This is a genomic window from Xanthobacter autotrophicus (genome assembly GCF_005871085.1).
In the GTDB taxonomy this organism is placed as follows: Bacteria; Pseudomonadota; Alphaproteobacteria; order Rhizobiales; family Xanthobacteraceae; genus Xanthobacter; species Xanthobacter autotrophicus.
Map to the genome: position 1 here is coordinate 235137 of NZ_VAUP01000022.1, position 20175 is coordinate 255311.

General features: G+C 68.5%; 17 protein-coding genes. 10 read left to right on the forward strand and 7 right to left on the reverse strand.

All coding sequences use genetic code 11. The features are described from left to right. The 6 genes from FBQ73_RS09970 to FBQ73_RS09995 all read left to right on the forward strand — a co-directional run bounded on the left by FBQ73_RS09970 (position 1) and on the right by FBQ73_RS09995 (position 5091). Complete coding sequence (locus tag FBQ73_RS09970; RefSeq protein ID WP_138399328.1) at positions 1-765, forward strand: phosphoadenylyl-sulfate reductase; 765 nt, start codon at positions 1-3, stop codon at positions 763-765. Between the two features lie 115 nt (positions 766-880). Continuing rightward, a complete protein-coding gene (locus FBQ73_RS09975) occupies positions 881-1897 on the forward strand; it encodes a sulfate ABC transporter substrate-binding protein (RefSeq protein WP_138399329.1) in 1017 nt (338 codons plus the stop codon). 89 nt (positions 1898-1986) lie between these two features. Continuing rightward, positions 1987-2841: a sulfate ABC transporter permease subunit CysT gene (cysT, locus tag FBQ73_RS09980; RefSeq protein WP_138399330.1), complete on the forward strand. Its 855-nt coding sequence runs from the start codon at positions 1987-1989 to the stop codon at positions 2839-2841. Next, positions 2838-3761 carry a sulfate ABC transporter permease subunit CysW gene (gene cysW / locus FBQ73_RS09985; protein WP_138399331.1) on the forward strand — a complete coding sequence of 308 codons (924 nt, stop codon included), beginning with the start codon at positions 2838-2840 and terminating at the stop codon, positions 3759-3761. Before cysT ends, cysW begins: the two co-directional genes overlap by 4 nt. Beyond that, entirely contained in the window at positions 3758-4810 is a 1053-nt protein-coding gene (locus FBQ73_RS09990; protein ID WP_138399332.1) for a sulfate/molybdate ABC transporter ATP-binding protein, read from the forward strand. Before cysW ends, FBQ73_RS09990 begins: the two co-directional genes overlap by 4 nt. 92 nt (positions 4811-4902) lie before the next feature. Continuing rightward, on the forward strand, positions 4903-5091 hold the full coding sequence (locus FBQ73_RS09995) for a hypothetical protein (protein ID WP_138399333.1): 189 nt from the start codon (positions 4903-4905) through the stop codon (positions 5089-5091). 60 nt (positions 5092-5151) lie between these two features. On the opposite strand, the gene FBQ73_RS10000 is transcribed toward FBQ73_RS09995, so the two are convergent. Both FBQ73_RS10000 and moaA read right to left on the reverse strand, forming a co-directional pair. Further along, positions 5152-6159, reverse strand: coding sequence for a DMT family transporter (locus FBQ73_RS10000; protein ID WP_138399334.1), 1008 nt, complete (start codon positions 6157-6159; stop codon positions 5152-5154). Between the two features lie 351 nt (positions 6160-6510). Continuing rightward, on the reverse strand, positions 6511-7557 hold the full coding sequence (gene moaA, locus FBQ73_RS10005; RefSeq protein ID WP_138399677.1) for a GTP 3',8-cyclase MoaA: 1047 nt from the start codon (positions 7555-7557) through the stop codon (positions 6511-6513). A gap of 220 nt (positions 7558-7777) precedes the next feature. Between moaA and FBQ73_RS10010 the strand changes: the two genes are divergently transcribed. After that, on the forward strand, positions 7778-8152 hold the full coding sequence (locus FBQ73_RS10010; protein WP_138399335.1) for a gamma-butyrobetaine hydroxylase-like domain-containing protein: 375 nt from the start codon (positions 7778-7780) through the stop codon (positions 8150-8152). A gap of 112 nt (positions 8153-8264) precedes the next feature. Further along, positions 8265-8996 (forward strand): DUF1223 domain-containing protein, encoded by a 732-nt coding sequence (locus FBQ73_RS10015; RefSeq protein WP_138399336.1) that lies wholly within the window; start codon positions 8265-8267, stop codon positions 8994-8996. Positions 8997-9069: 73 nt separating this feature from the next. Here the strand turns inward: FBQ73_RS10015 and FBQ73_RS10020 are convergent, their stop codons facing one another. The 3 genes from FBQ73_RS10020 to FBQ73_RS10030 all read right to left on the reverse strand — a co-directional run bounded on the left by FBQ73_RS10020 (position 9070) and on the right by FBQ73_RS10030 (position 13883). Beyond that, positions 9070-10257 (reverse strand): acetyl-CoA acetyltransferase, encoded by a 1188-nt coding sequence (locus tag FBQ73_RS10020; protein ID WP_138399337.1) that lies wholly within the window; start codon positions 10255-10257, stop codon positions 9070-9072. 66 nt (positions 10258-10323) lie between these two features. Next, the gene (locus tag FBQ73_RS10025) at positions 10324-12021 is read right to left on the reverse strand and encodes a formate--tetrahydrofolate ligase (RefSeq protein ID WP_138399338.1); all 1698 of its coding nucleotides are present in this window, start codon (positions 12019-12021) and stop codon (positions 10324-10326) included. Positions 12022-12143: 122 nt separating this feature from the next. After that, positions 12144-13883 (reverse strand): tetratricopeptide repeat protein, encoded by a 1740-nt coding sequence (locus FBQ73_RS10030; protein ID WP_138399339.1) that lies wholly within the window; start codon positions 13881-13883, stop codon positions 12144-12146. A gap of 226 nt (positions 13884-14109) precedes the next feature. On the opposite strand from FBQ73_RS10030, the gene FBQ73_RS10035 reads away from it, so the two are divergent. Together FBQ73_RS10035 and FBQ73_RS10040 are read left to right on the forward strand one after the other, a co-directional pair. Next, positions 14110-14991: a 4-(cytidine 5'-diphospho)-2-C-methyl-D-erythritol kinase gene (locus FBQ73_RS10035; protein WP_138399340.1), complete on the forward strand. Its 882-nt coding sequence runs from the start codon at positions 14110-14112 to the stop codon at positions 14989-14991. A 28-nt stretch (positions 14992-15019) separates the two neighbouring features. Beyond that, positions 15020-15340, forward strand: coding sequence for a YnfA family protein (locus FBQ73_RS10040; protein ID WP_138399341.1), 321 nt, complete (start codon positions 15020-15022; stop codon positions 15338-15340). A 3-nt stretch (positions 15341-15343) separates the two neighbouring features. Here the strand turns inward: FBQ73_RS10040 and FBQ73_RS10045 are convergent, their stop codons facing one another. Together FBQ73_RS10045 and FBQ73_RS10050 are read right to left on the reverse strand one after the other, a co-directional pair. Beyond that, positions 15344-18160: a DUF2339 domain-containing protein gene (locus FBQ73_RS10045; protein WP_138399342.1), complete on the reverse strand. Its 2817-nt coding sequence runs from the start codon at positions 18158-18160 to the stop codon at positions 15344-15346. Positions 18161-18441: 281 nt separating this feature from the next. Continuing rightward, entirely contained in the window at positions 18442-20145 is a 1704-nt protein-coding gene (locus FBQ73_RS10050) for an NAD+ synthase (protein WP_138399343.1), read from the reverse strand. Between the last annotated feature and the right edge of the window lie 30 nt (positions 20146-20175).

Consider the following 20175-nt stretch of genomic DNA (forward strand, 5'->3'; position numbering starts at 1 on the left):
ATGATAGCCAGCCCCAGCGCCAGCCTCCCCTCCACACCATTCGACCAGCCTTCGCCCGGCGCCCCCTTGGGCGCAGGGTCCGGCTTCGACGTGGCGACGCTCGATGCGAAGCTCAGGTCGGCCGCGCCGCTGGAAGTCATCGCCGCGGGGCTTGCCGCCTTTCCCGGTCGCATCGCCGCCGTCTCCTCCTTCGGCACGGAATCGGCGGTGCTGCTGCATATGATCGCCGAGGTGGACAGGGCGACGCCGGTGCTCTTCCTCGACACCGGCCACTTGTTCGAGGAGACCCTGGCCTATCGCGACACCCTCATCGCGCGCCTCGGGCTGACGCAGGTCCTCACCTTCCACCCCGATCCGGTGGCGCTCGCCGCGCGCGATCCCGAGAACGGCCTGTGGTCGGATGACCCGGATGCCTGCTGCGGCCTGCGCAAGGTGGAGCCGCTGGCCCGCGCGCTCGGTCCCTATGCGGCCTGGATCAACGGCCGCAAGCGCTACCAGGCGTCGACCCGCGCCGACATTCCCTTCGTGGAGGAAGACGGGACCCGGGTGAAGTTCAACCCGCTGGCCGCACTCGGTCGCGAGGACCTGCTCGCCTACATGGATGCTCACGCCCTGCCGCGGCATCCCATGGAACAGTTCGGCTTTCCCTCCATCGGCTGCATGCCCTGCACCTCGCGGGTGAAGCCGGGAGAGGACCCGCGCGCCGGCCGCTGGCGCGGAAAGTCCAAGACCGAATGCGGTATCCATATTAGCGATGGGAAATAATTTAATTCCATCGATTTTGTGATAAAATGTATTGACCCTTCGCGAGGCCGATGCCATCGTTTGTTTTATCGAACAAACGATCCATTTGACGGATGAACTTCGCTGGAGGCTCCCCATGTCGTCTCGTCGCTCTTTCCTGCGCAGTTCGCTGGGGGCCATCACGGCTCTGGCCCTGTCGGCCAGCGCCGCCGCCGCCGCCGACACGACGCTGCTGAACGTGTCCTACGACCCGACCCGCGAGCTGTATGTGGAAGTCAACAAGGCCTTTGCCGCCGATTGGGCCAAGACCCATCCGGGCGACACGCTGAAAATCAACCAGTCCCACGGCGGCTCGGGCAAGCAGGCGCGCTCGGTCATCGACGGGCTTGAGGCGGACGTGGTGACGCTGGCTCTGGCCTACGACATCGACGCCATCGCCGAGCGGGGCCTGCTCGCCCCCGACTGGCAGAAGCGCCTGCCCGACAATGCGGCACCCTACACCTCCACCATCGTGTTCCTGGTGCGCAAGGGCAATCCCAAGAACATCAAGGACTGGGACGACCTGGTGAAGCCCGGCATCAAGATCGTCACGCCCAACCCGAAGACCTCCGGCGGCGCCCGCTGGAACTATCTCGCCGCCTGGGGCTATGCACTCAAGAAGAGCGGCGGCGACGAGGCCAAGGCCAAGGAGTTCGTGAAGGCCCTCTTCAAGAACGCCCCGGTGCTCGACACCGGCGCCCGCGGCTCCACCGTCACCTTCGTGGAGCGCGGCATCGGCGACGTGCTGATCGCCTGGGAGAACGAGGCCTATCTCTCGGTCAACGAGCTGGGTCCTGACAAGTTCGACATCATCACACCCTCGCTCTCCATCCTGGCCGAGCCGCCGGTGGCGGTGGTGGACAAGGTGGTGGACAAGAAGGGCACCCGCGCCATCTCCGAGGCCTACCTGAAGTTCCTCTACACGCCCCAGGGCCAGGAGATCGCCGCCAAGAACTATTACCGTCCGCGCAACGAGGCCGTGGCGGCCAAGTTCAAGGACAAGTTCGCCCCCGTTGAGCTGTTCACCATCGATCAGGTGTTCGGCGGCTGGCAGAAGGCACAGAAGACCCACTTCGCCGATGGCGGCGTGTTCGACCAGATCACCGGCAACTGAGCTTTCATCACCGCGGCCGTCGCCTTTACGGGCGACGGCCGTTGCCCCGGGACCCGAGACGCGATCTTCGCCAGAGCCTATAATTTGTCATGAGCGCCTCCCCGTCCCGCATCGCCTTCCGGCAGAAGAGCGTCATCCCCGGCTTCGGCCTTACCATGGGGCTGACGCTGACTTGGCTTGGCCTCATCGTTCTGCTGCCGCTGTCCGCCCTGTTCATCAAGACCAGCGAACTCACCTTCGATCGCTTCATCGCCATCGTCACCGCCACGCGCACCCTGCACGCCTTGCAGGTGTCATTCGGGCTGGCGCTGGTGGCGGCGCTGGTGAACGTGGTGTTCGGCGCCATCGTGGTGTGGGTGCTGGTGCGCTACGAATTCCCCTTCAAGAAGGTAGTGGACGCCCTCATCGACATCCCCTTCGCCTTGCCCACCGCCGTGGCGGGCATCGCGCTGACCGCGCTTTATGCCGAGAACGGATGGGTCGGCTCCTTGCTGGCGCCGCTCGGCATCCAGGTGTCGTTCACGCCGCTGGGCATCGTGGTGGCCCTCGTCTTCATCGGCCTGCCGTTCGTGGTGCGCACCGTGCAGCCCGTGCTCGCGGACCTTGACCAGGAGTTGGAGGAGGCCGCCGCCAGCCTCGGCGCCAGCCGCCCCCAGACCCTCGTCAAGGTGGTGCTGCCCTCCGTCTGGCCGGCGCTGCTCACGGGCTTCGCCCTCGCCTTCGCGCGGGCGGTCGGGGAATACGGCTCCGTCATCTTCATCGCCGGCAACCTGCCGGGGGTATCGGAGATCGCACCGCTGTTGATCGTGATCCGTCTGGAGGAGTTCCGCTACGCCGACGCCACCGCGATCGCCACGGTGATGCTGGTGGCCTCCTTCCTGCTGCTCCTCATCATCAACCGCCTGCAGCGCTGGGCGGAACTGCGCGGGAGCCGCAACGCATGAGCACGCTCGACCATCCCGCGCAGAGCGCAGTCCACGGCGCCAGCGAGGGGCTGCCCTCGGCGCTGGCGCAATCCCACACCTATACCCATCACGGCGGGCGGCCGGTGCGCACCGAGCCGCGCGCCGTGCGCATCGCCCTCATCCTGGTGGCGCTGGGCTTTCTCGGACTGTTCATCGCCCTGCCTCTGGTGAGTGTCTTCTACGAAGCGTTCCGGCGTGGCTGGGCCGCCTATGTGGCGGCCATCATCGAACCCGACGCCCTCGCCGCCATCCGCCTCACCCTCATCGTCGCGGCAATCTCGGTGACGGCGAACCTGCTGTTCGGGCTGGTCGCATCCTGGGCCATCGCCAAGTTCGAGTTTCCGGGCAAGAGCCTGCTCATCACCCTCATCGACCTGCCCTTCTCGGTCTCACCCGTGGTGGCGGGCCTCATCTACGTGCTGCTGTTCGGCTCCCAGGGCCTGTTCGCCGCCTATCTGCAGGCGTGGGACATCAAGATCATCTTCGCCCTGCCAGGCATCGTGCTCGCCACCATCTTCGTCACCTTCCCTTTCGTGGCGCGCGAGTTGATCCCGCTGATGCAGGAGCAGGGCACCGCGGAAGAGGAGGCGGCAATCTCGCTCGGCGCCTCGGGTCTCTCCACCTTCTTCCGCGTCACCCTGCCCAATGTGAAATGGGCGCTTCTCTATGGCGTGCTCCTATGCAACGCCCGCGCTATGGGCGAGTTCGGAGCGGTGTCGGTGGTGTCGGGCCATGTGCGCGGCCTCACCAACACCATGCCGCTGCACATTGAGATCCTCTATAATGAATATCAGTTCGTCGCCTCCTTCGCGGTCGCGTCACTGCTGGCGCTGCTGGCGCTGGTGACGCTCATCGCCAAGACCATCCTGGAACACCGCCTCGCCGAGGAAGACAGATGACCATCGACGTGGTCGGCGTCACCAAGCGCTTCAAGACCTTCACCGCCCTCGACCATGTGAACCTCACCATCCATTCGGGTGAGCTCGTGGCTTTGCTCGGCCCCTCGGGATCGGGCAAGACCACGCTTTTGCGCATTATCGCCGGCCTGGAATGGCCGGATACGGGCGAAGTGCGCTTCGACGGCGAGGACGCCCTGGCGCGCTCCGTGCGCGAGCGCAACGTGGGCTTCGTGTTCCAGCACTACGCCCTGTTCCGGCACATGAACGTGTTCGAGAACGTGGCCTTCGGGCTGCGGGTGCGGCGCGGCGCCGACAAGCTGCCGGAAGCCGCCATCCGCGAGAAGGTCAACGAGTTGCTCTCCCTGGTCCAGATCGATTGGCTGGCCGAGCGCTATCCCGCCCAGCTGTCCGGCGGCCAGCGCCAGCGCGTGGCGCTCGCCCGGGCGCTGGCCATTTCGCCGAAAGTGCTGTTGCTTGACGAGCCGTTCGGCGCCCTCGACGCCAAGGTGCGCAAGGAATTGCGGCGCTGGCTCCGCCACCTGCACGAGGAGCTGCCGGTCACCTCCGTCCTCGTCACCCACGACCAGGAAGAAGCGCTGGAACTCGCCGACCGGGTGGTGGTGATGGGCCATGGCAAGATCGAGCAGGTCGGCTCTCCGGCCGAGGTCTACGACAACCCCGCCACCGCCTTCGTGCACGATTTTATCGGTGAGACCATCGCCTTGCCCGGCGAAGTGCGCGGCGGCGCGCTCTATTTCGGCACCCATGCGCTGGGCCTCGACCCCCAGGGGGTGGCCGACGGGCCGGCGCGCATCCTCGCCCGCCCCCATGACGTGGACCTCGCCGATCCCGGCACCACGCCCTTCGCTGGCAAGGTTCTGGCGGTGCGCACCTTCGGCCCCACCCGCCGCGCCGATGTGGAACTGACCAGCACCGGCGGCCCTGTGGTGGTGGAAGCCGCCGTGCCCCACGGCCAGACACTGTTGCCAGGCACGCAGGTCGGCTTGCTGCCCCGCCGCTACAAGGTGTTCTCCCAGCCCACGCGGTGAGGCACGCGGCGCAATAGGCGACGATTTTTCGCCACGGGCGTATGGTGAGAATGGCTCAGGCCTCCACCCCGGAGGCCTGAAGGAGGACACCCGTGCCGCCGTTTGTCATCGTCGCGCTGGGCGCCCTCGGCGCCGTCGCCCTGGTGAAGGTGATTTCCGCCGAGACGCGTCGCATCAATGCGGCCCTCGACCGCCACCGCGCGGCCGATGCGGGTGAGGTGAAGGCGGTACCGCTGGAACGCGATCCGGTCACTGGCGATTATCGCCCCAAGAAAAACTGAAGGCCGAGGCCGAGCATCAATCGGTCAGAGCCTCATCGGCGGGAAACATCCGCCGGCTCATCAATCGCGGGCGGGCGCACAGGCGGCGGCCGGCCGGCAACCGGGCGCTGCGGCGCCCAGCCCCGGGGTGGAGGCACGGCGCGCGGCGCGGCTTTTCTCGTGCTCGCGATGGACGGCATAGAGGCCGGCGCCCACCACCAGCACCATGCCCACCGTGGTCCACGCATCCGGCAGGTCGCCGAAGACGAAATAGCCCGACACCAGCGCCCCGAACACCAGCAGGTAGCGCAGGGGTGACACCGAGGCCACTGGCGCGTTGCGGAAGGCGAAGACGAGGCACAGGGTGCCCCCGGCAAACGCCACGCCCGAGGCGACGATATAGGCCATGACCGTCACGGACGGCAGCTTCCAGCTTTCCCAGGCCATGAAGACGGCTGCGGTGGCGCACAGCACCAGCGTTCCGGAAAAGCCCACCACCGTGCCCGGAATCTCCCGGCCGATGCCACGCGTCGACACGTCCCGGATGGCGCCGAAAAGGGCCGCGAGCAGCGGCAGGATGGCGATGGCTTCGAAGGTGGAGGGGTCCGGCCGGGTCACGATCACCGCGCCGCAGAAGCCGACCACGATGGCGCACCAGCTGCGCCAGCCCACCTTCTCGCCCAACATGGGCACGGCCAGCGCCGTGGTGATGAGCGGTGTCGCCATGTAGATGGTGGTGGAGGAGGCGATGGCCATCACCGCCAGCGCCGCCACATAGACGAAGGTGGTCAGTGTATCCAGCGTCGAGCGCATCACCACCCGCGGGTGGAAGGCATAGCGCAGCGCCGGCAGGTCGCCGGCGCGCATGATCAGCACGAACAGCACAATGCCGGCCATGAACGAGCGCAGGCCGAGCGCCTCCCCGAGCGGGATTTCCCGGATGGAGAGCTTGAGGAACGTATCGTTGGTGACGAAGAGCGCCATGGACAGGGCCATGGCGATCAGCCCCTTCACCGTGGCCGACATGGCGGGCTTGGCCGCCGCGGCACGGGCAGGCTCCGGCTTCGCTGATTGCGGAAGACGGCTCATTCCGAGCGCTCCGCTGGAGAGCCGGCGCAGGGGAAGACGGACGGTGCGGCAGTAAAGCTGTCGCCGACGCGTAGGCGCACGGCAGCCCGGGGCAGGCTCACGATCGACCTCTTGGGGTTCGCTCCCACGGTGCGAACGTCTCGTCCGCACCTCATCGATTAGTTGCCCCAGATGTAGCTGATTTCAGGTAAATCGCGCCTTGCGGAATCCCGATGGCTCGCGCCTGAGCCCTTCGCGCGCCGCATGCCCCGGCCACCTCTCCGCCGCAATTCAGGCCCGCGCCGGAACAGGACGTTAGCGGGAAACCTCCCGGTGCCGTCCGCGGTCGAGGTGTTGGTCACAGGGGCCGCGTCAGCCGCCGGTGGTGCTCATGTGGCGGCTCACCGCCGGCTGGCGGGTGCGGCGATCGATGACGAAATCGTGGCCCTTGGGCTTACGGAAGATGGCCTCGTCAATGGCCTGCTGCAGCACGGCGTCATCCTTCGAGGCCCGCAGCGGCGCGCGGAGGTCCGCGGCGTCGTCCTGACCGAGGCACATGTAGAGGGTGCCGGTGCAGGTGACCCGCACGCGGTTGCAGCCCTCGCAGAAATTGTGGGTCATGGGGGTGATGAAACCCAGCCGCCCGCCGGTCTCCTTCACCTCCACGTAGCGGGCCGGGCCACCGGTGCGATAGTCGATGTCGGTGAGGGTGAAGCGCTCTTCCAGCCGCGCGCGCACGACGGAGAGCGGCAGATACTGGTCCACCCGCTCCTCGCCCACCTCGCCCAGCGGCATCACCTCGATGAGGGAGAGGTCGTGCCCCTCGCCATGGGCCCATTCCATCATGGAGGCGATCTCGTGCTCGTTCACATCCTTGAGCGCCACCGCGTTGATCTTCACCTTGAGCCCGGCATTGCTGGCGGCCTTCACCCCCTCCAGCACCTTGGACAACTCGCCCCAGCGGGTGATGGCGCGGAACTTCGCCACGTCCAGCGTGTCGATGGACACATTGATGCGCTTCACCCCACAGGCCGCGAGGTCGGCCGCGTGGCGGGCCAGCTGGGAGCCGTTGGTGGTCAGCGTGAGTTCTTCGAGCTGCCCACTCTCCATGTGGCGGGACAGGCTGCGGAACAGGGTCATCACATCCCGGCGCACCAGCGGCTCGCCGCCGGTGAGGCGTAGTTTCCTCACCCCGCGCAGCACGAAGGCGCTGCACAGGCGGTCCAGCTCCTCAAGGCTGAGCAAGTCCTGCTTGGGCAGGAAGGTCATGTGCTCGGCCATGCAATAGACACAGCGGAAATCGCAGCGATCGGTCACCGAAACGCGCAGATAGGTGACGGCGCGGCCGAACGTATCCACCAGCGGTCCGGTCTGAGCCGCCGCCGCCACGCTTGGCCTGTCGATCAGATCCCTCGGCACATCACTCACGAGACCACTCCCACATCCACCCTGCGCCGCCTCGCCTGCCGGCTTGTGCCGATCTCGAAGGCCCGCCTGCCGTCCCATCGGTTTCCCAGGCTGCGGCAGTGCGCGGACTTCGGCGCACGCTCTATATATCGTATGCAAGCAACCCATGGATAGGGTCCGGGCCAGTACACATTGCGGTGTGCCCCGCCCGAGCGTGCAAATGGAGAATGAAATGGCCACAGCGTCTGCCCCCGCCGCGGCATGGCCCACCGAGCTACGCGTGGTGAACGAGCGCCACGCCCTCGCCGTCACCTTCGATGATGGCCAGAGCTTCACCTTGCCGGCCGAATATCTGCGCGTGGAAAGCCCCTCCGCCGAGGTCCAGGGCCACAATCCGGATGAGAAGATCCTGGTCGCCGGCAAGCGCAATGTGCGCATCGCCCAGGTGGAGCCGGTGGGCAATTACGCCGTGCGGCTCATCTTCGACGATGGCCACTCCACCGGCCTCTACACCTGGACGCTGCTCCACGCCTACGGCGCCGAGCAGGAGGAGAAATTCGGCTCCTATCTCAAGGCGCTGGAAAAAAACGGCCTGTCGCGCGGGTAAGGCACGCACGATGACGTGAGGGTGTAACCGGGCACAGGCGTCGGCCGAAGCGCTCAAGGAGCGCGTTCGGCCGTATCGCGGCGAATGGCGCCTCGCTCCGGAGAACCGCCCGATGCCCGCACCGCCACGCCCCGCGCCCCGCGCACGCCTGTTGCACGCAGTTACCCTCATGGTGGCGCTTGCCACCACCACCGCCGCACTGTCGGCCGTCGCCGCTCCGCAAAACCAGCGCCTCACCGTGGTGGAACTGTTCACCAGCCAGGGCTGCTCCTCCTGCCCGCCGGCGGACGCCAACCTCATCGCCCTCAGCCGGCGGCCGGATGTGCTCGCGCTCAGCTTCAGCGTGACCTATTGGGATCATCTCGGCTGGCGCGACACCTTCGGCAAGCCGGAATTCACGAAACGCCAATATGCCTACGAACCGCAATTGGGCGAGCGCGGGCCATTCACGCCGCAGATGGTGGTGAACGGCCGCATCAGCCGCGTCGGCTTCGATCTGGCGGACATCGAGCGGGCCATTGCCGTCGCCCCGCCCTTCAGCGGGCCGGACATCACGCTGGGGCCACGGGAGGTGTCCATCGGCCGGGGAGCGGCGCCGGCCGCGGAGGCCGACATCTGGCTGGTGGCCTATGATCCGAACGTGGTCGAAGTGCCGGTGCGGCGCGGCGAGAATTCCGGCCGCACCTTGCCCCACGTGCGCGTTGTGCACCGGCTGGAACGCCTCGGCGGCTGGGACGGCAAGCCCGTCCACATCGCCCGGAGCGAGACGCCGCCGGGCCTTCTCACAGCGGTCCTTGTCCAGCTTCCGTCCGGCGGCCCGATCCTGTCGGCGGTGACGGAATGAGCCCCACTCCGGGCAGGGCTGGAAGCGGCCGAAGCCGCCCGAGGCGGGAGAAGGGGCCACGGGCCCCCTGCCCTCACTTCACCCGTTCGAGAACGGAGACGTAGTTGGCCACGGCGGCGCCGCCCATGTTGAAGATGCCGGCCATCTTGGCGTCGGCGATCTGCATGTCGCCGGCCTCGCCCATGAGCTGCATGGCGCAGAGCACATGCATGGACACGCCGGTGGCGCCGATGGGATGGCCCTTGGACTTCAGCCCGCCCGAGGCGTTCACCGGCAGCTTGCCGGTCTTCTCGGTGATGCCCTCGCGCACCACCTTGTAGCCTTCGCCGGGCTTGGCGAGGCCCATGGCCTCATATTCGAGCAGTTCGGCGATGGTGAAGCAGTCGTGGGTCTCCACCAGATCGAGGTCGTCGAGGCTGATACCGCCCTGCTCCAGCGCCTTCACCCAGGCGCGACGGGCGCCTTCGAAGGCGATGGGATCGCGCCGCGACAAGGGCAGGATGTCGTTGGCATGGGCGCGGGCGCGGAAGGCGACGGCGCGTTGCAGGGTCTGCGCCACGTCGGGCGAGGCGATCACCAGCGCCGCGGCGCCGTCCGACACCAGCGAGCAGTCGGTGCGGCGCAGGGGGCCGGCCACATAGGGGTTCTTCTCGGAGATGGTGTTGCAGAACTCGAAGCCGAAATCCTTGCGCATCTGGGCGTAGGGATTGGAAACGCCGTTCTTGTGGTTCTTGGCAGCGATGCGCGCCAGCTCCTCGGAGCGGTCGCCGTAGCGCTGGAAATAATGCTGCGCGATGCGGCCGAACACGCCGGCGAAGCCGCCGTCGATGTCAGCTTCTTCCTTGCGGTAGGACGCGTTGAGCAGGATATCGCCCACCTCGGCGGTGGGCTTGGCCGTCATCTTCTCCGCGCCCACCACGAGGGCGATGCGGCCCTGCCCGCTGGCGATATAATTCAGCGCCGAATGGATGGCGGCCGATCCGGTGGCGCAGGCATTCTCCACCCGCACCGCCGGGGTATGGGCCAGCTCCGGCACGCTCAGGGCCGGCAGCGCGCCCTGGAAATCCTGCTTCTGGAAGCCGGCATTGAACACACCCACATGGATGGAATCCACATCCGAGGGGGCAAGGCCCGCATGCTCGATGGCGGCGCCGGCGACGCGGCTCATCAAGGCCTCGGTGTCGGCATCCTCAAGCTTGCCGAACGGCGAATGGGCCCAGCCCACGATGGCGGCCTTGGTCTCCAGATCTCCTGCAGGCATGTCATTCTCCCGGCGGCGTGACACCGCGTTGCGTTGGTCTTGGTTGAGATAGGCGCGCGGCGGGCGTTATGACAGACCCGCGATAAAGCCATCCGGCATCACAAAAATCTGCTCGGCGGCGGGGGCCGAGGGCAGGCCCGGCATGGTCATGATGTCCCCCGCCAGCGCCACCACGAAGCCGGCGCCGGCGGACAGGCGCACCTCGCGCACCGGCAGCACATGGCCTTCCGGGGCATTGCGCGCCGCCGGATCGGCGGAGAAGGAATACTGCGTCTTCGCCATGCACACCGGCAGGTCGCCAAAGCCAGCAATTTCATACTCATGCAGCTTGCGGGCGGCGGCGGGGGCGATGTCCACGCGGACGGCGCGGTAGATCTCGCGGGCGACGGTCTCGATCTTCCGGGCCAGCGGGAGCTGGTCGGGATAGAGGGTGTGGAAGGTGGAGGGACGAGCCACCAGCTCCAGCACCTCGCGGGCCAGATCTTCAGCCCCCGCGCCGCCTTTCGCCCAGTGACCGCAGACATGGACGCCCACGCCCAGCGGCGCCAGAGCGGCGCGCACGGCCTGCGTCTCCTCATGCGTGTCGGAGGTGAAATGGTTCAATGCCACCACCACCGGCAAGCCGAACTTCTCCAGGTTCTCCACATGTCGCTTCAGGTTGGCGCAGCCGCGCGTGACCGCATGCACGTCCGGCGTGCCCAGCTCCTTGAGCGAGACGCCGCCATGCATTTTCAACGCCCGCACGGTCGCCACCACCACGGCGGCGGAGGGCGCAAGGCCGGCCTGCCGGCATTTGATGTCCAAGAACTTCTCCGCCCCGAGATCGGCACCGAAACCGGCCTCGGTCACCACCACGTCGGCGAGGCCGAGGGCGGTCTTGGTGGCCATCACCGAATTACATCCATGGGCGATGTTGGCGAACGGTCCGCCATGGACGAAGGCGGGGGTGCCCTCCATGGTCTGGACCAGGTTCGGCTGGAAGGCGTCACGCAGCAGCGCCACCATGGCGCCGATGCCGCCCAGTTCCTCCGCGCTCACCAGACGGCGCCCGCGGGTCTGGCCGATGACCATGCGCGACAGGCGCTCCTCCAGGTCGGCGAGGCTGGTGGCGAGGCACAGGATGGCCATGACCTCGCTGGCGACCGTGATGTCGAAGCCGTCCTCGCGGGGAAAGCCGTTGCCCGGCCCGCCGAGGCCCACCGTGACCTGGCGCAGCGCCCGGTCGTTGAGGTCCATCACCCGCCGCCAGCTGATGCGCCTTGCGTCAAGGTCGAGGCGGTTACCCCAGTGGATGTGATTGTCGATGAGCGCCGACAACAGGTTATGCGCTGCGGTGATGGCGTGGAGGTCGCCGGTGAAGTGCAGGTTGATGTCCTGCATGGGGATGATCTGCGCCCATCCGCCACCGGTGGCGCCGCCCTTGGCGCCGAACACCGGGCCGAGGGAGGGCTCGCGCAGGCACACGGCGGCCTTGGTGCCGAGCCGGGCCAGCGCGTCGCCGAGGCCGATGGTGGTGGTGGTCTTGCCCTCCCCAGCCGGGGTCGGGTTGATGGCGGTAACGAGCACCAGGTGGCCGCGCGGCCGCGTCTCGATCTCGGCGATGAAATCCAGCGCCACCTTGGCCTTGTGCGGGCCGTAGCGGTAGAGCGCATCCGCCGGGATCCCCAGGTCGTCCGCCACCTCAGCGATGGGCCGGGGTGTCACACTGGCGGCGATGGCGGCGTCGGATGAGGGATCGAGCGGGCGGGCGGTTCTCTCGTGCATGCATCAGTCCCCAGGCGGCGCGACCCTACCGGGTCGCACCACGCGAGGGAAGCACGGGCGCGGCAAAAAAGCTGTGCCCGAACAGGGGGGAAAGGAGGTCCGCAGCGCGGCGCCTTTCAGGCTCAGCCGCCCTTCTGGGTCTCCTCGGCCTTGCGCACGGGGGCCGGCTGGTCCACCGCGTCGAGGCCCTTGTCGATCTTCTGCACGATCTTGGTGAGGTCGTCCGGCTCGGGCTTCAGGTCGCGGGCGTGGGCCCACTGGAAGCCCGCCTCCAGCTTGCGGCCCACCTTCCAGTAGGCGTCGCCCAGATGATCGTTGATGACCGGGTCCTGGGGCATCAGCTCGATGGCGCGCTCCAGCTCCACCACCGCCTCGTCGTAGCGGCCGAGGCGGTAATAGGCCCAGCCCAGGCTGTCCACGATGGGGCCGTCGTCGGGCCGCAGCTTGGCCGCCTTGCGGATCATCTCCACGCCCTGGTCGAGGTTGATGCCCTGGTCCACCCAGCTGTAGCCCAGATAATTGAGCACGTGGGGCTGGTCCGGGTTCAGCTCCAGCGCCTTCTTCAGGTCGGCCTCCGCTGCCGGCCAGTTCTTCGAGCGCTCGTTGCAGATGCCCCGGAAATAGAACAGCGCCCAATTGCCCTTCTTCGGCTCGGGAATCAGCGCGATGGCCTTGGAATAGGTCCCGGCGCAGTCGGCGAACATCTTGCGGGCCTGCTGGATCTTGCCCAGCGCGACGATGGCCTCGATGTCCTTGGGATCAGCGGCGATCATCTTGTCCAGATGGGCGCGCGCATCGTTGAACTTGTCGGCGGCATCGAGATTGACCGCCAGCTGAACCTCGGCATTACGCTTCAGCGGCGAGGTGTCCGGCACGCTCTCATAGACCTCGATGGCCTTGGCCGGCTGCTTCAGCTGCTCGTACAGGTCGGCCAGGGTCAGGCTGGCGAACGGGTGCTCGGGATAGAGCCAGATGGCGAGCTGGAGATAGACAAGGGCGAGGTCCTCGCCGCCCTGCCGGCCCACCGTGGAGCCGAGGCCGTAGAGCACCTCGGAGGAGCCCTCCTGCGCGGTCTTGACCAGCGGCGGCAGGGTCTTGCCCGCCTTCAGTTCCTTGATGGCGGCCAGCACCACCGGATGGTTCGGAAGCTGCTTGTCGAAGCTGGCATAGGCGGCCAGCGCCGCATCGATGCTCTCGTTTCGCGAGGCCCAGCGAGCATAGGCATCGATAGCGCGCAGCGAGCCGGGATCGATCTTCATCGCCTGCTCGAGGCGCTTGCCCGCCTCCTTCTTCTGCCCGGCGGCATCCAGGATGAGGCCGGCATGCAGCTCCTTGAGGGGCACGTACCAGTCGGGGCCTTCCAGGCGGTCGATGAGTTCCACCGCGCCCTTGGTGTTGCCGGAGCCGTAGAAGGTCCAGGCCGCCAGCAGCGTGGCGGTGAGATCGCCGATGGGGCCGCGCACCGACAGGGCGAGGTTGGTGCGGGCGGTCTGATAATGGGCCTTCTTGATGGCGCGCACGGACAGGGCCAGGCGGGCGATGCGGTGGGTGCGGTCCGCCTTCACCATCCGGTCGGCGAGCTTCATGGCGTCGTCGATGTCGCCATCCATGAGCATGGCGAAGAAGGTGCGCTCGACGATCTCGTCATTGCGCGCATCGAGCTTCATCAGATTGCGCAGGTAGGTCACCGCCGCATCCGAATCACGCTCGGAGCTGGCGAGCCGCGCGGCGAGATAATTGCCGGCGAGCGAGGTGTCGACGTCGGGCACCGCTTCGGCGCGGGCCGGGCTCGCCGCGAGATGGAGCACCGCAGCAAAGCCGGCCGCGAGGGCAACGGAGAAGAAGGGGCGTGCAGTCGTCACCGATCGTATGTCCTGAAAGTGCCGTCCCTGCCGGTTAAGCGCCAGAGATACTAGTGAAGGATCCAAGCGGGGCGAGATGGCGGGAGGATGGCGGCTTTCCTGTGACACCGCAAGTTACGTGCGCGTAATACCACCGGCGCGACACCCCCTGGTGGTGGTGCAGTGCGGGAGAACCCTATCCCGCGCGGGCGTGACGGCCCGGCCCGATCTGCTATAAGCCCGCCCCATGGAACTGATGCGCGCGCGCGCCCCGGCGAAGATCAACCTGACGTTGCGCATCGAGGGACGGCGCGCGGACGGCTTTCACGATCTCGCGAGCCTCGTGGCCTTTGCCGGCGCCGGCGACCTCGTCTTCCTTCATCCCGATGCGCCCCTGGCGCTGGAGGTGTCTGGCCCCACGGCCGCCGCCGCCGGCCCGGACGACGACAATCTGGTGCTGCGCGCCGCCCGTGCCTTTGCGGAACGGGTGCCCGGCGCGCGGCTCGGCCGCTTCGTGCTGGAAAAGCGGCTGCCGGTGGCGGCGGGGTTGGGGGGCGGCTCGTCCGACGCCGCCGCAGCGCTGCGCCTGCTCGCCGGTCTCAACGGGCTGGCGCCGGACGATCCGCGCCTGTTTGCCGCCGCCCGGGCCACCGGATCGGACGTTCCGGTGTGCCTTGATCCACGGGCGCGGCTGATGCGCGGGGTGGGTGACCGCCTCTCCGCCCCGCTCGCCCTGCCGCCGTTGTCGGCGGTGCTGGTCAATTGCCGGGTCGCCGTGCCCACCGCCGGCGTGTTCCGGGCGCTGGGCCTTGCGCCCGGCGCGAGGCTCCCCGGTCCCGAGCACCCGGACGCCCTGCGGGACATGACGATGGGGAATGGGGTCGCCCTGCGCGCCCTCATCGCCGGCCTGCCCAATGATCTGGAGCCGCCGGCCCTGGCACTGGCGCCCGAAATCGGCCGGGCCATGGCGCTGCTGGCCGAAACGCCCGAGGCGCGCCTGGTGCGCATGTCCGGCTCCGGCGCCACGGTGTTCGCCCTCACCGACAACTGCCGCGCCGCCGCCGCGCTGGCACGACGCGTGCTTGCGCAAGAGCCCGGCTGGTGGGTGAAGCCCACCGTTCTGCGATAGGGCTGAACGCCACCATGATGCTGCCCCGATGACGCTGCCCGCCTTCCTGCTCGCAGCCCTCGGCGAAATCGCCGGCTGCTTCGCCTTCTGGCATGTGGTGCGGCTCGGCGGCTCGCCGTGGTGGCTCATGGGCGGCATCGCGAGCCTTGCCGCCTTCGCCTATGCCCTCACCTTCGTGGAGGCGGAGGCCGCCGGCCGGGCGTTCGCGGCCTATGGCGGCATTTATATCCTGTCGTCGCTGCTCTGGATGTGGAGCGTGGAGGGCGTGCGCCCCGACCGCTGGGACGCCGCCGGAGCGGTTCTGTGCCTCGCCGGAGCGGCGGTCATCGTGTTCGGCCCACGGGGCTGAGCCTCAGGCGGGCCCCGGCCCGCGTGATGTGTCCTTCCGTGGCGCGGCCTTCTCGCGGGCGAGCAGGCGCTGGTAGACCCAGCCCATGGCCACCAGCACCACGCCGAGGCCGATGAAGGACACCGCGCGCAGCACGCCTTCCAGGTCCGCCATGTCGGAGAGGAACACCTTCAGCACGGTCGCCACCATCACCGCAGCCGAGGCGAGGCGCAGGGTGCGCGATCCGCGCCACAGGCCGATGCCCAGCAACACCATGCCGGACACCAGCCACGCCGCCGAATAGGCGTACCACTCGGCCGAGCTGATCTGGTCGGGATCGAGCACGTCGCCCTGGAACAGGCGGCTCACCTGGAAGGTGATGTAGGCCAGCGCCAGCACGATGGCGAGCCCACCCGCCGCCAGCTTCACCCGGGCACGCGCCGCCGGCTGCACTCCGGCGAAGATGAGGGCCAGCGCCGCCGGCAGCGCGAAAGCGACGAGCAGATCGTTGAACACCACCCCGCCGACGCTCTCCCCGGTCACAAACGGGTTGTTCTCCGCGAGGCCGTTGAGGGCGCACAGGGCCGCGAGGGCGGCGACGAGATCGGCGAACAGCTGGTAGAAGCCGCGCCCGGTGATGGTGGCGAGGCGCGAGAGGCCCACCGCATAGGCGCCGTAGATGCAGGCGAGCAGCCCGGTCTCGAACAGGCGGGTGCCGCTGGCATAGATGTCCCCGCCATGGGCGAGGTGGCGCACTTGCGTCGCCGCCAGCATCACCGCGAACAGCAGCGCCAGGCTCTCGTGCACCCGGCGGCTCCAGTCGTCGCCGCTTTTCGCCAGCAGGAAGGCGGCGCCGGCGAAGGAGAAGGCCGGCACGCCATAGCCCCACAACAGCCAGTTGAAGATGGGGGTGGCGCCGGGATCCACCGCGATGGTGGGCAGCCACACGATGCGCCCCAGCACCACCAGAGCGAGCCCGGCGGAGAAGGCGCGCAGCCCTGGCAGGGGCCGCAGGGTGGAGATCCACGCCACGCCCAGCGCCGCCAGCGCGAGGCCCACCGTGAGCCAGCCCTTCTCCAGCGCGAAGGTGAGCGCGAGGGCGAGCGTCACCACCGCCCCGGCGGCGAAGATGGTGCCGCCATAGGCGCGGGTCGCCCGCGACAGCCGCTCGGCGGCGAGGGTGAACAGGAAGGCGAGGGCCAGCGCCAGCGCCGCGAACGGCACGCTGCGGTCCAGCTCGGTCAGGCGCGCATAAGCCGCGATCAGCATCAGCACCGGGCCCAGGGTGCCCGTCACCGCCCAGCCGACGAGGACGAGGAACCGCCCGCCGCGCCAGGCGCCGGCAAGGCCTGCCCCCAGCATCAGCGCGCCCATGCCGAAGGCGTAGACCATGAAATGACCCAGCGACAGCCGCGCCGGCTCGGGCAGCACGCCGGCCATGGGGCCGGCCGGAGCCATGGTCGTGCCCGGCTCGGGCGGGAACACCCATTGGGTGAGGAGCGCCGGAGCGAGCACCGCCACCGCCAGCGTGGCCAGGGTCATGGGCTTCACCCGCCACGCCAGCGCCAGAACGCCGATGGCGGCGAGTACGAACACCGCGAGGGCCGGCGCGCCCATCTCCCCGCCCAGCTTCCCGTCCACCGCCGCAACGGCGGTGACGACGAGCGCCCCCACCGCCCCGAGGATGGAGATCGGTTCCGGCCGCGGGCCGGTATCGGGACCCCAGAACAGGCGCGGCGCCAGCAAAAGGGCCGTCAGCGCCAGCAGCACCAGCCCCAGCGCGCCCGAGGCGCTCACCGCCTGCGGCACCGCGAACACCACCAAAGTGAGGCCCCACGCCACCACGCCGATAATGGCGATGAGCGCCAGCCACGCCCAGCGCCGCACCCGCGCCACGGCGAGTGCGCTCGCCGCCACCGCAGCGATCAGCAGGGCGACGCCCCAGGCATTGGGGTCCTGCGAGGTGATGAGGAAAGGCGTCACCGCCGCGCCGATGAAGCCCAGTGCCGCCAGCGCCGGGCCGTGCAGCAAGGCGGCGAGCAGGGTGGCGACGCCGCAGGCCGCCAGCAGCAGGAAGGCGGCCTGCGGCGGAATGAGGTGGTACAGCTCATAGGCGGCGTAGATGCTGCCGAAGCCGGTCATGGTGCCGGCGGCCGTGAGCACGCTCGGCACGTCGGGCACGCGCCCCAGACCGGCAAAGAGACCCGCGAACAGGCCGGGTGATGAGGGCGGCGAAAGGCTGGCGGGCGGCTCGACCGGCTCTTCCCCACGGGCGCGGCGGCGCAGCACTTCGCCACCCGCCAGCAGCGCGACCGCCAGCAGCAGGCCGAGCCCCACCCGCATGGCCGGGCCGATGAGATCCTGCTCCACGGCGAAGCGCACCAGGAACACCCCGCCCAGCGCGAGGGCGAGGCCGCCCACCCAAACCGCCCAGCGCGCGCCCACCTTCTCCTCGAACCCGGCGAAGCGCTCCTTGAGCTGGCCGGCGTCAAAGCCCGGCCGTGGCGCGGCGGACGGCGCGCCATCCTCAGCCTGCAACGGCTCCGAGAACGAGGGCGGCCGCGTCACGTCATGCACGGCCGGCGGGTGGGCGGGTGCAGGCGGCGCGGCCTCATCCGGCGGCCGGGGCGCGAAGGGCGCCAGCGTGATCGGGCCTTTGGGAAGCGGGGCGGCGGCGGCCGGCGCCTCCGCCACGAGGCCGAAAGCCTGCGCCTCCAGCGCCGCGACCCGCGCCTCCAGAAGCCGGATGCGGCCCCGGTGCTTCAGCACGAGAACGAAGGCGACCAGGGTCATCACCGGAAAGGCGAGAACCACCAGAATGAGAAGCGCCCATTCGTCCATTGCTGCACCCTTGCGCCCGATCGAGACAGACTCACCGCCCGGACCGATCCAGCCCGAGCCGATCCGGCCCTGCCACGCCGGCACTTCCGCAGCGGCCGCGCCAGAGTTCCGCGCGGCAAAGCCAGCGCGCCCCTCCTGCGGCAACCGGGTGTAGCGCGGCGTCCGGCACAACGCTAGCTGAGCCGCGTTAAGTGCTCAATTTAAAAAAGGATTTTCCCGTTACAGGCAGCGGTAGCATGGAAACGCCAGCGGACCGAGCCGACGGGCGTGTCCCTATCGCCTCACCCCTCGCGGAAGCGGTTGGTGATGGGATAGCGGCGGTCGCGGCCGAAGTTGCGGCCGGTCACCTTCACCCCCGGCGCCGCCTGCCGGCGCTTGTATTCGGCGATGTTCAAAAGCCGTTCCACCCGCGTCACGGTGGCGGCATCGAAGCCCTCGGCGATGATCTGCGCCACCGAATGCTCGCGCTCCACCAGGCGTTCAAGGATGGCGTCCAGCACCGCATAGGGCGGCAGCGAATCCTGATCCTTCTGGTTCTCGCGCAGTTCGGCGGTGGGCGGCTTGTCGATGAGGCTGTCGGGAATGACGATGCCGTCCGGCCCCAGCGCCTCCGCCGGCTTCCAGCGGTTGCGCAGGCGCGACAGGCGGGTCACCTGGGTCTTGTAGAGGTCCTTGATGGGATTGTAGCCGCCGTTCATGTCGCCATAGAGGGTGGCGTAGCCGGTGGACATCTCGGACTTGTTGCCGGTGGTCACCACCATGGCGCCGAACTTGTTGGACACCGACATGAGCAGCGCGCCACGCACGCGGGACTGGAGGTTTTCCTCCGTCACGTCGCGCTGGGTGCCCTCGAACAGGGGCGCGAGCGCGGCCTCCATGCCCTCCACACCGGTGGCGATGGGCACGATGTCGTAGCGCACGCCGAGCGCCTGCGCCACGGCGGCCGCATCCGTCAGGCTTTCGTCCGAGGTGTAGCGATAGGGCAGCATGATGCAGTGGACCCGCTCCGGGCCCAAAGCATCCACCGCCATGGCGGCGCAGATTGCGCTGTCGATGCCGCCCGAAAGCCCCAGCACCACGCCGGGGAAGCGGTTCTTGTTCACATAGTCGCGCAGGCCCAGCACGCAGGCGGCATAGTCCGCCTCATCGCCCTCGATGCGGTCGGCAAGGTTGGCGCCGAGGCACTTCCAGCCGTTCTCGAAGCGCTGCCACTTGGAGATGCGCACCCTCTCCATGAAGCCGGGAAATTGCAGGGCGAGGAAGCGGTCGGGATTGAGGGCGAAGGAGGCGCCGTCGAACACCAGTTCGTCCTGCCCGCCCACCTGGTTCACATAGAGCAGCGGCAGGTGGCTCTCCACCACGCGGGCCACCGCCACGTTCTCGCGCTCGGCATAGACACTCTGGCGATAGGGCGAGCCGTTGGGCACGATCAGCAGTTCTGCGCCGGTCTCGGCGAGGCATTCCACCACGTCCGCGCCCCAGATGTCCTCGCAGACCGGCACACCCAGGCGCACGCCCTTGAACGGGATCGGCCCCGGCAGCGGGCCGGGGGTGAACACGCGCTTCTCGTCGAACACGCCGTAATTGGGCAGGTCCACCTTGTGGCGGACGGCGGAGATGCCGCCGTCTTCCAGCAGCAGCACCGAATTGTAGAGCCTGCCCTCCTCCACCCACGGCGCGCCGATGAGCAGGGCCGGGCCGTCCGCGGTCTCGGCGGCCAGCGTCTCGATGGCGGCGCGGCAGGCCTGCTGGAACGCCGGCTTCAACACCAGGTCCTCGGGCGGATAGCCGGCAATGAACAGCTCGGGGAAGACCACGAGGTCCGCCCCCGCATCGCGGGCGCCGGCGCTGGTGCGGCGGGCAAGGTCCAGGTTGCCGGCCACGTCGCCCACGATGGGGTTGAGCTGCGCGACAGCGATGAACAGGGTGTCGACGGGAGCGTCGGGCGTGGCGCCGGTCTCGCGGCTGGTCTCGAGAATGGTCATGGAAACGGATTTAACCCCAGCTGCGAAGGG